Origin of the sequence: Burkholderia sp. Bp9031 (assembly GCF_003857965.1) — a bacterium.
Taxonomy (GTDB): domain Bacteria; phylum Pseudomonadota; class Gammaproteobacteria; order Burkholderiales; family Burkholderiaceae; genus Burkholderia; species Burkholderia ambifaria_A.
This window is the reverse complement of the sequence record NZ_QTPW01000022.1, coordinates 1-14,485: the sequence shown is the minus strand read 5'-3', so window position 1 is coordinate 14,485 and position 14,485 is coordinate 1. Positions and strand designations below refer to the sequence as shown.

Sequence of the window (14,485 nt, the reverse complement as noted above, 5' to 3'; positions counted from 1 at the left end):
ACCTGCGTTCCGTGGCGTTTTTTTTGAACCGCCGGCAGAGCGGGGGCGGGCGTCCGGACCGCGAACGCCCGCCGCGCGCCGTTACGCGACCTGCTGGTGCGACTGGCCGCCCGTCGGCGAACGCCACTGCGCGAGCAGCGTGCTCCACTTCTGGCGCACCGCGCGCAGGTTGTTCTCCTTCACATGGCCGTAGCCGCGAATGCCGTCCGGCAGCGCCGCGAGCTCGAGCGCGAGCGGGCGGTTGGCCGCGTTCAGCTTGGCCGACACTTCGCCGATCAGCGCTTCGTACTCGTCGATCAGCGCGCGCTCGGTGCGGCGCTCCTCGGTGCGGCCGAACGGATCGAGCCCCGTGCCGCGCAGGAACTTCGCCTTCGCGAGCAACCGGAACGCCGATAGCATCCACGGGCCGTACGCCTTCTTCACGAGATGGCCGTGTGCGTCCTTCTTTGCGAACAGCGGCGGCGCGAGGTGGAATTTCAGCTTCCAGTCGCCTTCGAATTGCGACGACAGACGCGCGAGGAATGCGGGATCGGACTGCAGCCGCGCGACCTCGTATTCGTCCTTGTACGCCATCAGCTTGAACAGGTTGCGCGCGACCGCTTCGGTCAGCGGTTCCTGCACGGCGTCGCCGTCCGCCATTGCGCGTTCGGCCGCTCGCACCTTGTCGACGAAGGCCGCATAGCGCGCTGCGTACGCGGCGTTCTGATACGCGGTGAGGAAATCCACACGCTTCGCGATCAGGGCATCCACCGCCTTCTTCGTGTGCAGCGCGATTACCGTCGCACCCTGCGCGGGGCGTGCGTCGCCCGCCGCTGCCTGCTGCACGCTGGCGAGGTCGTGTGCGGCGCGCCGGCCCCAGTCGAACGCCGCGCGGTTCTTCTCGACCGACACCGCGTTCAGCTCGATCGCGCGTTCGAGCGACGCGAGCGTAAGCGGCAGCCAGCCCTTCTGCCACGCGTAGCCGAGCACGAACGGATTCGTGTAGATCGCATCGCCGAGCAGTGCGACCGCGAAGCGGTTTGCATCGATGAAGTCGACGGCAACGCCTGCCGCCGCGCGGATGTCATTCTCGGCGGACAGGCCCGGGAACGCCCAGTTCGGGTTCTTGATGAACTCGGCCGTGGGCGTCTGCGCGCTGTTGACGACCACGCGCGTCGTGTCGTGCCGCATCCGCGACGTGCATTCGTCGCCGGCCGTGACGATCGCGTCGCAGCCGATCACGAGGTCGGCTTCGCCCATCGCGATCCGCGTCGCATGGATGTCGGTCGGCGTGTGCGAGATCTGCACGTGGCTCATCACGGCGCCGCCCTTCTGCGCGAGGCCCGTGACGTCGAGCACGGTCACGCCCTTGTTCTCCAGGTGCGCGGCCATGCCGAGCAGCGCGCCGATCGTGACGACGCCCGTGCCGCCGACGCCCGTGACGAGCACGCCGTATGCGCGGTCGATTTCCGGCAGCGTCGGCTCGGGAATCGGCGGCAGCGCACCGCCGTCGACCGACACGGCCTTCGGCTTCTTCAACTGGCCGCCTTCGACCGTCACGAAGCTCGGGCAGAAGCCCTTCACGCACGAGAAGTCCTTGTTGCAGCTCGACTGGTTGATCTGGCGCTTCGTGCCGAATTCGGTTTCGAGCGGCTCGACCGACAGGCAGTTCGATTTCACCGAGCAGTCGCCGCAACCCTCGCACACCGCGTCGTTGATCACGACGCGTTTGGCCGGATCCGGATACGTGCCGCGTTTGCGGCGACGACGCTTCTCGGTCGCGCAGGTCTGGTCGTAGATCAGAATCGTCGTGCCGGCGATCTCGCGCAGCTCGCGCTGCACGTCGTCGAGCTGGTCGCGGTGATGGATCGTCACGCCCGGCGCAAGCAGTGCCTTCTGGCTGTCGTACTTTTCGGGCTCGTCGGTGACGATCACGATCTTCTTCGCACCTTCGGACGCGAGCTGGTGTGTGATCTGCGGCACCGTCAGCACGCCGTCGACCGGCTGGCCGCCCGTCATCGCGACGGCGTCGTTGTAGAGGATCTTGTAGGTGATGTTCGCCTTCGACGAAATCGCCGCGCGCACCGCCAGCAGGCCCGAGTGGAAATAGGTGCCGTCGCCGAGGTTCGCGAACACGTGCTTCTCGTCCGTGAACGGCGCCTGGCCGATCCACGGCACGCCTTCGCCGCCCATCTGGCTGAAGGTGCTCGTGCTGCGGTCCATCCATACCGTCATGTAGTGGCAGCCGATCCCGGCGATCGCGCGCGAGCCTTCCGGCACGGTGGTCGACGTGTTGTGCGGGCAGCCCGAGCAGAACCACGGCTTGCGCTCGGTCTGCACATGCGGCTTCGCGAGCGCCATTTCCTTCGCGTTGATCACCGCGAGTCGCGCGGCGATGCGCGCGCGCACGTCCGACGGCAGCTCGAACTTTTCGAGGCGCGTCGCGATCGCCTTCGCGATGATCGCGGGCGACAGTTCATAGTGCGCGGGCAGCAGCCAGTTGCCCATCGGCACCGACCATTCGCCGCCTGCACCGTCCTTCTCGTCGAACTTGCCGAATACGCGCGGGCGCTGCGCATCGGGCCAGTTGTACAGCTCTTCCTTGATCGCGTATTCGAGGATCTGGCGCTTTTCCTCGACGACGAGGATTTCGTCGAGGCCGCGCGCGAACGCCTGCGCGCCCTGCGCTTCGAGCGGCCACACGCAGCCGACCTTGTACAGGCGGATGCCGATCCGCGCGCAGGTTTCGTCGTCGAGGCCGAGGTCGGTCAGCGCCTGGCGCACGTCGAGGTACGCCTTGCCTCCCGTCATGATCCCGAAGCGCGCATTCGGCGAGTCGATCTCGATCCGGTCGAGCTTGTTCGCGCGCACGTAGGCGAGCGCCGCGTACCACTTGTAGTCGAGCAGCCGTGCTTCCTGCACGAGCGGCGGGTCGGGCCAGCGGATGTTCAGGCCGCCTTCCGGCAGAATGAAGTCCGTCGGCAGCACGATCTCGGTGCGATGCGGGTCGATGTCGACCGACGCAGACGATTCGACCACGTCCGTCACGCACTTGAGCGCGACCCACAGGCCCGAATAGCGGCTCATCGCCCAGCCGTGCAGGCCGAAGTCGAGATATTCCTGCACGTTGGACGGGAACAGCACCGGCAGCCCGCACGCCTTGAAGATGTGTTCGGACTGGTGCGCGAGCGTCGACGATTTCGCCGCGTGGTCGTCGCCGGCGAGCACGAGCACGCCGCCGTGCGGCGACGAGCCGGCCGAGTTCGCGTGCTTGAAGACGTCGCCGGTACGGTCGACGCCCGGGCCCTTGCCGTACCACATGCCGAACACGCCGTCGTGCTTCGCGCCGGGGTACAGGTTCACCTGCTGCGAGCCCCACACGGCGGTGGCGGCGAGATCTTCGTTGAGACCGGGCTGGAAGACGATCTGGTGGGCCGCGAGGTGCTGCTTGGCTTTCCACAGCGAGAGGTCGAGGCCGCCGAGCGGCGAGCCGCGATAACCGGAGATGAAGCCGGCCGTGTTGAGGCCGGCGGCGCGGTCGCGTTCCTGCTGGAGCATCGGCAGGCGGACGAGCGCCTGGATGCCGCTCATGTACGCGCGGCCGCGTTCGAGCGTGTATTTGTCGTCAAGCGTGACGGACTTCAGCGCGGCTTCAAGCGACGCGCGTTGGCCTGCGTCTAGCGGGGCATTCATTGAACTGTCTCCTCCACCCAGTTTGGGATCACCAAAGCTTCAGTTGCTTCGACGTCTTGTGGACGTGTCGGCAGTGGCCGGCATATTGGCCGGTTTTAAGCGATGGTAGCACTGGGATAAACCCGTCGCTCACCGGCCGGCGCGCCGCGGCGCATCACTGAAATCGCGCTGGACGCTGAGTTACATCATGTAAAAGCCTGTAAAGCCGGTCCCATCTTCGTACAAATGCCGTTAATCTTGTCGGCCTGCCGGAGGTGCCCGGCCGCGTCGGCCCGTTTCGACGCAACCGGGGAGGCGCCGGCAGTCTTAAAGGAGGTGCAATGAACACACGTCATATCCAGAGTTTCCTGATCGTGTCCGCGGCGTTTTTCGCGATGACCGGCCCGGTGCACGCGCGAGGCGCGAGCGCACTGGCGGCAGCCGGCGCGCAGATGCGTCAGATCGCGCCGGCGCAGGACGCCGATGCACAGCCGGCGGCCGAGCGTGCCGTCGCGCTGAAGGCGAACGTGCGTTGATCCGCTCGCGCGGCCGCCGGGCCGCGCCGGAACGAGCGAAACGACAAAAGGGCGGGAATCGCAAGATTCCCGCCCTTTTTCGTTGTGCCGCCGATGTTCGCGGTCGCCCGGGCTGCTGGGCGCCACGCGGCCGTCTGCGTCAGGCCTTGTCCTGGACCACGCCGCGGCGGATCTGGTCGAGCTCGATCGATTCGAACAGCGCCTTGAAGTTGCCTTCGCCGAAGCCCTGGTTGCCCTTGCGCTGGATGATCTCGAAGAAGATCGGGCCGATCTGGTTCTCGGTGAAGATCTGCAGCAGCAGGTCGTCGCGGGCGCCGTCGATCAGGATCTTGCGCTTCTTCAGTTCGTCGAGCGATTCGCCGTGGTTCGGCACGCGGCGGTCGACCAGCTCGTAATACGTGTCGATCGTGTCGAGCAGCTTCACTTCCTTGCCGCGCAGCCCGTCGACCGCACCGTAGATGTCGTTCGTGCCGAGCGCGATGTGCTGGATGCCTTCGCCGTGATACGCGTCGAGGTATTCCTGGATCTGGCCGGCCGTGTCCGAGCCTTCCTCGTTGATCGGGATTCGGATCTTGCCGCACGGCGACGTCATCGCCTTCGACTTCACGCCCGTCACCTTGCCTTCGATGTCGAAGTAGCGCACTTCGCGGAAGTTGAACAGGCGTTCGTAGAACTCGGCCCATTCCTGCATGCGGCCACGATGCACGTTGTGCGTCAGGTGGTCGATGTAGGTGAGGCCGTGGCCCACCGGGTTCGGGTTCGCGCCGGGAATCGGCTCGAAGTCCACGTCATAAATGCTGATGTCGCCGATCGCACCCGGCTGCGCGCCATTCTTGCCGCGCCAGCGGTCGACGAAATAGATCAGCGAATCGCCGATGCCCTTGATCGCCGGGATGTTCAGCTCCATCGGCCCCGTCTTGTTGTCGAAGCCCCACGCGCCGAGTTCGAGCGCGTGCTTGTAGGCCTTCGCCGCATCCTGCACGCGGAACGCGATCGCGCAGATCGACGGGCCGTGCAGGCGCGCGAAGCGTTGTGCGAACGAATCGGGTTCGGCGTTGATGATGAAGTTGATATCGCCCTGACGGTAGACCGTCACGTCCTTGTGGCGATGGCGTGCGATCGCGGTGAAACCCATCCGTTCGAACAGTTGTCCGAGCGCTTTCGGATCCGGGGCCGTGTATTCGATGAATTCGAAACCGTCGGTGCCGACGGGATTGTCCCAGTTGGGGATCTGCATGCCATGTCTCCTGTGTGCTGTGCGATCGGCCGAAACGAGGTGGGGGCCGGCCGGTTTCAAGTCGAAGGTGACGCGTGCCGCGGTGCGTGCAACGCATCGGTCCATGCGACAGAGTGTAGCGGGCAGGGGGGAGCGTAAACTTGCGAACTTGATTGTCCGTGCCTACGATGACGCAATTTCCAGTCTCAAAGTAATCATTGGAGGGCAGAAAATGGCGCAAGCCGAATTGGATGCCATCGACCGGCGAATTCTCGCGATTCTTCAGGAGAACGGCCGCCTGTCGAACCAGGAGATCGCCGAGCGCGTGAACCTGTCGCCGAGCCCGTGCCTGCGGCGGATCCGGCGGCTCGAGGAGATTGGCGTGATCACCGGCTACGTCGCGCTGCTCGATCCGCAGAAGCTCGGGCTCGATCTGCTCGCCTATGTGAGCGTGCGGCTCGAGAAGCGCGGCGGCCTCGCGCCGGTCCGTGCCGACGAGACGTCCGCGCGCGCGGGCGCGACCCATGCGGAATTGTTCCGCGCGGCCGTGCAGGCTTGGCCGGAAGTGGTCGCATGCCATGCGATGACGGGCGACATGGATTATCTGCTGCGCGTGCAGGTCGAGGACATGGCACATTTCTCCCGCTTCGTGCAGGAGCACTTGCTGCACCATCCGTCGGTGATCGACGTGAAGACGAGCTTCTCGCTCGAATGCTTCAAGGAGACGACGGCGTTGCCGATCAGATCGGTGCGCTAGCGCGCTGCGCCGGAAAGGAGAAGGAGGGCCGGACGCCCGCGGGGCGGCCCGGTCGGCCGACGTTACGCTGTCAGCGCGGCGGGCATCAGCGATTCGATGAACTTCGACGTGCGGTGCGCCTGGCGCTTCAACGCATAGTCGAACACCGCGGCCTGTTCCTGCAGCATCTCGGCGAGGATCGTCGAGTGGTCGGCCGGCGGCAGCGACAGGTACGCATCGGCTTCGCCGTATGCGTACTCGATCCGCATCCCGGACTTCTTCGCGATATGCATCATCGTCGCGTTGCGCGACAGGCAATGCATGTACAGCATCGTCACGCGGGTGTTGCGGCTGCGGATCGCCGCGCGCTCGAACAGCTTCGAGCCGACACCGCGGCCGCGGGCGCTTTCGAGCACCGATACGCCAAACTCGGCCGTACGCTTGTCGCCGTCGGCGGGCAGGTACGCCAGGTGGCCAACGCCAATCAGTTCGAGCGTATGGTCGAACACGCCGAACACGGTGTCGCGGCCGAAGTCGATCGTACGGACATAGTTCTCGATCACGTGGTCGGGCACCATCTGGCCGAAGCGCAGCAGGCGGTCCTCTTCGTCGAGCGAGAGAAAGTGAGTGAGCATTCGCTCACGGTCTTTGGAAGCCAGTTCCCTGACGAGAACCGGCGCAGTACCGGCGTCGCCGACAGCCTCGGCACGGCGGTTGAATTGCGTGGTCATCGTGGGTTCCTCAGTGTGTAGCTGCACAAGCGACTTGTGCGATGCAGCAGCATTTTACCTGAGAGGATTGGGGAAAACCCGTATTTGACGTTCTTTGTGCCGAGGATGAATTCTAAATCCGCTTAGTTAATTCTCTATCTATTTGATTTATAACTGATTTAAAATTCATCACATGAAATGCGCGACGGCCTGTCGCAGTGTGCCCGCCGCGCAACGCATGCTGCTTCGCGGCAATCACGCGCGGGGCGACAGCCCGTGCTCCATCAGGTCGATCACCTGTTCGGCGAAGTCGCGGTAGCCGAGGCGGCCGCCCGGCTTGAGCCACGTGAACGTCCAGTTGATCATCCCGAACACCATCATCGTGACCGATGTCTGGTTTTCCTTCGAGATCTGGTCGGGATACGCGCGTGCGAGCTGGCGCGCGAATGCCGCGACGATGTCGCGCTGGCGGTCGAGCACGATTTCGCGCTGCGCATCCTCGAGATACTTCACGTCGTTGAGCAGCGCGACGTGGCGGCTGTGCGACGTCTCGTACTCGGCGAGGAACGCACGCACCAGTTCGGCGAACGCGTCGCGCTCGCCGAGACCGCGCCGCTGGCTCGCGCCTTCGACCTCGGCGATGATCAGCATCAACCGCTTCGTGTAGCGGTCGAGCAGGTCGAACAGGATCGCTTCCTTGCTTTCGTAATAGTGATAGAGACGTGCCTTCGACGTGCCGCTCGCGGTCGCGAGATCGGACATCGACGTGCTCGGGTAGCTCGTCTGCGCGAACTTTTCGGCGGCGAGATCGAGGATCTGCTCGCGCTGGGATTCGTGGTCGGGCGCTCGGGTACGGGCCATGGTCGAATGCGAAAGAGGTGGCGTTAGTGAGGCGCGGCAGCTGCGCGCATCTGCGTGGAAGAGAGGGCGGCCGGCGTGTCGTCCTGCAGCTCGAGCCGGCCGGATGCCGCGAGTTCGCGGCAGCGCCACCAGGCGATCGAGTCGCTGACGAACAGCCCGCCGCGGTCGGCGCCGGCCATGATGCCGCCGACGACGCGTCGCGCGGGCAGCCAGCTGGTTTCGGCGCGCGCGACGATCAGCGCGTCGAGGTCCGCGTACTGGCCGCTCTTGATCGTATTGCTGACCCAGTAGCGCAACTCGGCATTCAGGTGTTTCGCTTCCTGCCATTCGAGTGCGAGGCGGCCGATGCGCAGCACCGAGATCGGCGCGGCCACCGGCCGTTTGCGGGCGAGCGCCGCCGGCGAGAACATCCCGGTCGAACATGCCTGGTCGGTGCGGGTCAGCGCCGCGCGCTGCGGCGCGTCGAGGTCGGCGGCCGACAGCCGCACCTCGTTCAGGCGCTGCGGCACGTTGCGCAGATGATAGGCGACGCGACGCAGCAGCAGCTTGTCGCCGACGCTCGGCGCATGCCAGACGACCACCTGGCCGGTGTCCATCGCGAGCTGGTCGAGCCGTGCGAACTCGCCCTCGATTTCCGCGTTCCAGTCGGGAATCTGATCGCCGAGCACGCGCTGCCAGAAGGCGGCGCGCGTGTCGGGCGTCTCGTCGGCGTCTTTCAGCGGCCCGACTGCGAGATCGTCGAGCAATCCGACGACGCGTTCGTCGCGTCCGGCTTGCGCGAGCGCCTCGCGCAGCGACGCGGCGGCGGTGCCGCCCTGAATCACGTGAATGGTACTCATCGGCCTGTCATCAACAAAAGAAAACCGCCGACGGGCGGACGTTGCGACGTCCAGCCGGCCGGCGGCCCCTAGTGTAAGCGAGATGTGTGACGACGAGAAACCGGACCGGCGTGCCGATCCGACGCCGCTCAACGCTCGTCGAAGCTCACGACGACCTTGTCGCTGATCGGGTGGCACTGGCACGTGAGCACGAAGCCGTCCTTTACTTCCTGTTCCTCGAGTGTGTAGTTCTTCTCCATCCGGACTTCGCCCTCGATCACCTTTGCGCGACACGTGCAGCACACGCCGCCCTTGCACGCGTACGGCAGCGCGAGGCCCGCGCGCAGGCCGACGTCGAGCAGGCTCACGCCTTCGTACGGCAGGCGCAGCTTGCGCTTCTTGCCGTCCAGCACGATTTCGAGGTCGGCGGCCGGCGTCTGCTCGGTAATCTCGACGACCGGTGCGCCGGCCTGCGGCAGCGGCGTGCCGAAGCGCTCGACGTGCACCTTCGCCGGCGGCACGCCGGCGGCCTTCAGCGCGGCTTCGGCCGCATCCATCATCGGCGCCGGGCCGCAGATGAACGCTTCGTCGATTGCGTCGGCCGGCGTCAGCGTGGCGAGGAATTCCGCGCATTTCGCCTGGTCGAGCACCCCGTTGAACAGCTCGACGTCCTGCTGGTCGTCCGACAGCACGTGATACAGGACGAAGCGGTTCATGTAGCGGTTCTTCAGGTCCTCGAGTTCTTCGGCGAACATGATCGCGTCGACGCTGCGGTTGCCGTAGATCAGCGTGAACGTGCTGCGCGGTTCGAGTTCGAGGGTCGTCTTCACGATCGCGAGCACCGGCGTGATGCCCGACCCGCCGGAAAACGCGACGTACTGCTTGCCGTGATCGGCGTTCAGGTGTGTGAAGAAACGACCGTCCGGCGTCATCACGTCGATCGTGTGGCCGGGCTTCAGCGTGTCGAACGCGAAATTCGAGAAGCGGCCGCCGCGCACGCGCTTGATGCCGATGCGCAGCTCGCCGTCGCGGTCGTAGTCGGTCGTGCCGACGCAGATCGAGTACGACCGGCGCGTTTCCTCGCCGTCGATATGGGTCTTCAGCGTGACGAACTGGCCCTGCGTGAAGCGGTACGCGTCGCGCAGCTCGGGTGGCACGTCGAAGGAGACGGTAACGGCGTCGACGGTCTCGGGCCGCACGTCGCGGATACGCAGCGGATGAAATTGCGGGGTCGCCATATTCAGTAGGGTTTGAAGTAGTCGAAGGGTTCGCGGCAGTCGACGCAGCGATACAGCGCCTTGCAGGCCGTGGATGCGAATTGCGCGAGACGCTCGGTGCGGGCCGAGCCGCAGCGCGGGCAAACGGGCGCCGCGACGGGCCGCGGCACGAAGCGCACGACGTTTTCCCGTGGCGCGGCGCTGCCGCACTGGCCGACGGGCGGCGCGATGCCGTACGCACGCAGCTTGTCGCGCGCTTCCTGTGTGATCCAGTCGGTCGTCCACGCGGGGGCGAGCACCGTCTCGATCCGGTGCGGCGGCAGGTCGGCGGCCTGCATCGCTGCGGCGATGTCCTCGGCGATCTGCGACATGGCCGGGCAGCCGGAGTAGGTCGGCGTGATCACGACTTCGAGCAGGCCGTCGTCCGCGCGACGCACGTCGCGCAGGATGCCGAGCTCGCGGATCGACACGACCGGGATTTCTGGATCGGGTACCGCTTCGAGAACGTCCCACGCGCGCGCAAGCAACGGATCGTTGCGGTGCGCGGCGGGCGCGGCATCGGCGGGGGCGGCGGTCGGGACGGACATCGTCGGGCTCCGTTGGGTCGGCCGGTTACCAGGTTGCGCCGGGATGCTGGCGCGCGAGGCTCTGCATTTCCGCGAGCAGGTAGCCCATGTGCTCCGAGTGCTCGCCCTGCTTGCCGGTCGTTATGTGCTGAACGGGTGCCGGCAGGGTGAGCGTCGCCTCCGCGAGCGCATCGTCCACGTCCGCGCGCCATGCGGCTTCGAGCGCGGCCGGTGCCGGGCCGATGCCCGGTGCGGCGACCGCGTCGTCGATCGTGTCGGCCGCGAAGAATTCGCGCGTGTACGGAATCAGGTAGTCGAGCGCGGCCTGCGCGCGGCGGTGCGATTCGTCGGTGCCGTCGCCGAGGCGCACCAGCCATTCGCGCGCATGTTGCACGTGATAGCGGGTTTCCTTCACCGATTTCGCGGCGATCGCTGCGAGTTGTGCGTCCGTCGACGTTTCGAGCGCGGTCCACACGTGCAGCATCAGCGTCGCGTAGAGGAAGTTGCGCACGATCGTCACCGCGTAGTCCTTGTCGGCGTGTGCGGTGCCGGCGATCGGGCCGTAGTGCGGCAGCTCGGCGAGCGTGAAGTTCGCGAACTCGCGCTCGGTGCGGAAGTAGGCGTAATCGTCTTCCGTCTTCGTCGCGCCGTTGAGCTGGCGCTCGAGTTCGGCTGCGTGCGTGTACAGCATGCGTGCCTGGCCGATGAGGTCGAGGCTCATGTTGGTGAGCGCGATGTCTTCCTCGAGGACGGGGCCGTGGCCGCACCATTCGGCGTTGCGCTGACCGAGGATCAGCGCGTTGTCCGCAAGGCGCAGCACGTAGGAGAGGTGTTCGGGCGTGATCGTCATGGCGCGGCGTTACATGTGGTTGACTTCGTCGGGCAGCGTATAGAACGTCGGGTGACGGTAGATCTTGTCGCCCGCCGGTTCGAACAGCTCGGCCTTTTCGGCCGGATCCGACGCGGTGATCGCCGACGACGGCACCACCCAGATGCTCACGCCTTCCTGGCGGCGCGTATAGACGTCGCGCGCCATGCGCAGCGCCATCGACGAGTCGGCCGCGTGCAGGCTGCCGCAATGCTTGTGGTCGAGGCCCTGCTTGCTGCGCACGAACACTTCCCAGATCGGCCATTCCTTGTTCATCACTCTCTCCTGAATCCTGTATTCGATGGTTGCCGCTCAGGCGGCGTGCTGTTCGGCACGGGCGCGGCGCTTCGCTTCGTGTGCGAGTGCAGCCTCGCGTACCCATGCGCCGTCGTCGTGGGCCTTCACGCGGGTCGCGAGGCGTTCCTTGTTGCACGGGCCGTCGCCGTTGACAACGCGCCAGAATTCATCCCAGTCGATCGTGCCGTAGTCGTGGTGGCCGCGTGCTTCGTTCCATTTCAGGTCCGGGTCGGGCAGCGTCACGCCGAGCACCTTCGCCTGGTCGACCGTCGCATCGACGAATTTCTGCCGCAGGTCGTCGTTCGAGATCCGCTTGATGCCCCATTTCGCGGACTGGCTGCTGTGGACCGAATCGGCGTCGCTCGGGCCGAACATCATCAGCACCGGCCACCACCAGCGGTTCACCGCCTGCTGGACCATCGCGCGTTGCGCGTCGGTGCCCTTCATCATCGACAGCAGCGCGTCGAAACCCTGGCGCTGGTGGAACGACTCTTCCTTGCACACGCGGATCATCGCGCGCGCATACGGCCCGTACGTGCAGCGGCACAGCGGGATCTGGTTCATGATCGCGGCGCCGTCGACGAGCCAGCCGATCACACCGACGTCGGCCCAGGTCGGCGTCGGGTAATTGAAGATGCTCGAGTATTTCGCCTTGCCGGCGTGCAGGGCGTCGATCAGCGAATCGCGCGAGACGCCGAGCGTTTCGGCTGCGCTATATAGATAGAGGCCGTGGCCGGCTTCGTCCTGGACCTTCGCGAGCAGGATCGCCTTGCGCTTCAGGCTCGGCGCGCGCGAGATCCAGTTGCCTTCCGGCAGCATGCCGACGACTTCCGAGTGCGCGTGCTGCGAGATCTGGCGGACCAGCGTCTTGCGATAGGCGTCGGGCATCCAGTCCTGCGGTTCGATCTTGCCGTCCGCGGCCATGACCGCGTCGAACCGCGCTTGCTCGGGCGACTCGGCTGCGGCGTCGAGCGGCGCGACGTTGCCGGGGATGTCGAGGGATTGCGTGTACATGGCGGAGGTTCTCGTCCGGTTGAATGTGTGCGAAGTATAAACCAACCGACCGGTCGGTTAATAAATTTCTTGCGGATTTGCAGCGAGACTCGGGTAAACGAGGGGCGTCGGGGTGCGATCGCCCGGGGCGGAATGCGGTCCGGCGCGTGAGAGGAGCGCCTTCTACGGCACAATGCCCGCTTTCCGATGAGGATTTCGCCGATGTCATTTCGAAGCAGTTTCGTCGCGACCGTGCTGGGCGCGTCCGTGTTCCTGTCGCCGGTCGCGGTCGCGGTCGCGGCCTCGGCCTCGCCGGCCGGGTGGGTCGCCGCATGGGCGACGGCGTTGCAGCCGATTCCCGATCTGGCTGCGCCGCCGCCGCTCTATCGCGCGCCCGACGTGGCCGGACGGACCGTCCGGCAGATCGTCTACCCGACAGTATCGGGACATGCCGCGCGGATTCGTGTCAGCAATGCATACGGTCGCGCGCCGCTGGTGATCGAGGCGGCCGGCTTGGCGCGCGCGGGCGACGGCGCGGCGCTTGCCGGCGGGACGAGCGCTGCCGTGCGTTTCGGCGGCAAGGCGTCGGTGACGCTCGCGCCGGGTCAGGAGCTCGAAAGCGACCCGGTGGCGATCGACGTGACGGCCGGGCGGCCGTATGCGGTCAGCCTGAGGATGGGCGCGAACCAGCGAATGACGGTGTGGCACCGTGTGTCGAACCAGCTCAATTACGTGTCGGCGCCGGGTGATCACGTGAACGACCCGGGCGCAGATGCGTTCCGCACGCGCTTTACCCAGTATGCGTGGGTGACCGAATTGGCCATCGAGACCGGTGTCGCGCGGGCGAGTGTCGCGGCGATCGGCGATTCGATCACCGACGGGCTGCGCTCCAGCCTGAATCGCAACCATCGCTGGCCGGATGCGCTCGCGCGCCGGCTGAGCGCGACAGGTTCGGATTCGGTCGGCGTGGTGAATCTCGGGATCAGCGGCAACCGGCTGCTCAGCGATTCGGCGTGCTACGGCACGTCGCTGGCGTCGCGGTTCGAGCGCGATGCGCTGTCGCGCTCGGGGGTGAAGGCGGCGATCGTGCTGATCGGCATCAACGACATCAACTTTGCCGCGATGCCGCCGCGTGCGGGGCTCGACTGCGACAGCCCGCATACGCAGGTCACGGCCGCATCGTTGATCGACGGCTATCGGCGATTGATCGAGGCGGCGCACCGCCAAGGGGTGAAGGTCTTCGGTGCGACGCTCACGCCGGCGGCGTTGCCGGCCGGGCGCGAGTCGATCCGGCTCGAGGTGAACCGGTGGATCCGGAGCGGCGGCGGGTTCGACGGCGTGGTCGACTTCGACGCGGTGCTGCGCGATCCCGCGCGCCCGAGTGTGCTGCAGCGCCGGTACGACAGCGGCGACGGCATTCACCCGAGCGACGCCGGCTACACGGCGATGGCCGAGGCGGTGCCGGTGGAGCGGCTGCAGGCCATGGTCGGTAGCAAGTGACATCGCCATATATATAGCGCGACGGCCCGCCGGCTGCTTCAGGATCGCCGGCGGCGCGTAGTCCATCGAGCTCCAAGCCCCCGTGCGCGGCAGCGCACGGGGGCTTTTTCAAAATATTTTCACAAAGGGGGTTGCGGAGACGGGGTGGGGTGCTTAGAATCACGCCTCTTTCGCGCTAACGGAAACGCAGCGCGGGAGAAGAAGGGAAGCGGTGCGGTTGAGGGCGGGTTGTAGAGCCCCGGCGCACACGGAGTTGAACCCAGCCGTCGCAACGAAGCAGTTAAAAAAGTTGTTGACGAACTGAGAAACACGGTTCATAATCTCGCTTCTCTGCTGCTGAAAACGCGGCGCTGCTGAGAAACACGAAGTTTCTCGCAGAAATGCTCTTTAAAAATTAACAGCCGATAAGTGTGGGCGCTTGATGGCCGCGAGCTGATCCTCGGATCAGATAGCGAAAGTATCAAGAGTCTCACACTAAAGTAAGTCAGGTTTATGAAGTGATTCATATACCTGTCA

The 14,485-nt window shown here is 65.8% G+C and carries 13 protein-coding genes; 3 read left to right on the top strand and 10 right to left on the bottom strand.

From position 1 onward, the window contains the following. Window positions 1-81: 81 nt before the first annotated feature. On the bottom strand, window positions 82-3,672 hold the full coding sequence (locus DIE15_RS24695) for an indolepyruvate ferredoxin oxidoreductase family protein (protein ID WP_057929989.1): 3,591 nt from the start codon (window positions 3,670-3,672) through the stop codon (window positions 82-84). A gap of 320 nt (window positions 3,673-3,992) precedes the next feature. Here DIE15_RS24695 and DIE15_RS24690 point away from each other — a divergent pair, with 320 nt between their 5' ends. Continuing rightward, a complete protein-coding gene (locus DIE15_RS24690) occupies window positions 3,993-4,187 on the top strand; it encodes a hypothetical protein (RefSeq protein ID WP_057929988.1) in 195 nt (64 codons plus the stop codon). Between the two features lie 139 nt (window positions 4,188-4,326). Here DIE15_RS24690 and hppD read toward each other — a convergent pair whose 3' ends face one another. After that, complete coding sequence (gene hppD / locus DIE15_RS24685; protein ID WP_057929987.1) at window positions 4,327-5,424, bottom strand: 4-hydroxyphenylpyruvate dioxygenase; 1,098 nt, start codon at window positions 5,422-5,424, stop codon at window positions 4,327-4,329. A gap of 211 nt (window positions 5,425-5,635) precedes the next feature. Here hppD and DIE15_RS24680 point away from each other — a divergent pair, with 211 nt between their 5' ends. Beyond that, window positions 5,636-6,160: an Lrp/AsnC family transcriptional regulator gene (locus DIE15_RS24680; protein WP_089424280.1), complete on the top strand. Its 525-nt coding sequence runs from the start codon at window positions 5,636-5,638 to the stop codon at window positions 6,158-6,160. A gap of 62 nt (window positions 6,161-6,222) precedes the next feature. On the opposite strand, the gene DIE15_RS24675 is transcribed toward DIE15_RS24680, so the two are convergent. The 8 genes from DIE15_RS24675 to paaA all read right to left on the bottom strand — a co-directional run bounded on the left by DIE15_RS24675 (window position 6,223) and on the right by paaA (window position 12,490). After that, window positions 6,223-6,870: a GNAT family N-acetyltransferase gene (locus DIE15_RS24675; protein ID WP_057929985.1), complete on the bottom strand. Its 648-nt coding sequence runs from the start codon at window positions 6,868-6,870 to the stop codon at window positions 6,223-6,225. 234 nt (window positions 6,871-7,104) lie between these two features. Then, the gene (locus DIE15_RS24670; RefSeq protein ID WP_124834583.1) at window positions 7,105-7,710 is read right to left on the bottom strand and encodes a TetR/AcrR family transcriptional regulator; all 606 of its coding nucleotides are present in this window, start codon (window positions 7,708-7,710) and stop codon (window positions 7,105-7,107) included. Between the two features lie 23 nt (window positions 7,711-7,733). Next, window positions 7,734-8,549, bottom strand: a complete 816-nt coding sequence (locus tag DIE15_RS24665) for a DUF1835 domain-containing protein (RefSeq protein WP_057929983.1) — start codon at window positions 8,547-8,549, stop codon at window positions 7,734-7,736. A 128-nt stretch (window positions 8,550-8,677) separates the two neighbouring features. After that, window positions 8,678-9,766, bottom strand: a complete 1,089-nt coding sequence (paaE, locus tag DIE15_RS24660) for a 1,2-phenylacetyl-CoA epoxidase subunit PaaE (RefSeq protein ID WP_124834582.1) — start codon at window positions 9,764-9,766, stop codon at window positions 8,678-8,680. A 2-nt stretch (window positions 9,767-9,768) separates the two neighbouring features. Next, window positions 9,769-10,332: a 1,2-phenylacetyl-CoA epoxidase subunit PaaD gene (gene paaD / locus DIE15_RS24655; protein WP_124834581.1), complete on the bottom strand. Its 564-nt coding sequence runs from the start codon at window positions 10,330-10,332 to the stop codon at window positions 9,769-9,771. 25 nt (window positions 10,333-10,357) lie between these two features. Next, on the bottom strand, window positions 10,358-11,161 hold the full coding sequence (gene paaC / locus DIE15_RS24650; protein WP_057929980.1) for a 1,2-phenylacetyl-CoA epoxidase subunit PaaC: 804 nt from the start codon (window positions 11,159-11,161) through the stop codon (window positions 10,358-10,360). A 9-nt stretch (window positions 11,162-11,170) separates the two neighbouring features. Next, window positions 11,171-11,455 (bottom strand): 1,2-phenylacetyl-CoA epoxidase subunit PaaB, encoded by a 285-nt coding sequence (gene paaB / locus DIE15_RS24645; protein WP_057929979.1) that lies wholly within the window; start codon window positions 11,453-11,455, stop codon window positions 11,171-11,173. A 36-nt stretch (window positions 11,456-11,491) separates the two neighbouring features. Next, entirely contained in the window at window positions 11,492-12,490 is a 999-nt protein-coding gene (gene paaA / locus DIE15_RS24640) for a 1,2-phenylacetyl-CoA epoxidase subunit PaaA (protein WP_057929978.1), read from the bottom strand. Between the two features lie 201 nt (window positions 12,491-12,691). Here paaA and DIE15_RS24635 point away from each other — a divergent pair, with 201 nt between their 5' ends. Next, the gene (locus DIE15_RS24635) at window positions 12,692-13,969 is read left to right on the top strand and encodes an SGNH/GDSL hydrolase family protein (protein WP_124834580.1); all 1,278 of its coding nucleotides are present in this window, start codon (window positions 12,692-12,694) and stop codon (window positions 13,967-13,969) included. Window positions 13,970-14,485: the final 516 nt, after the last annotated feature.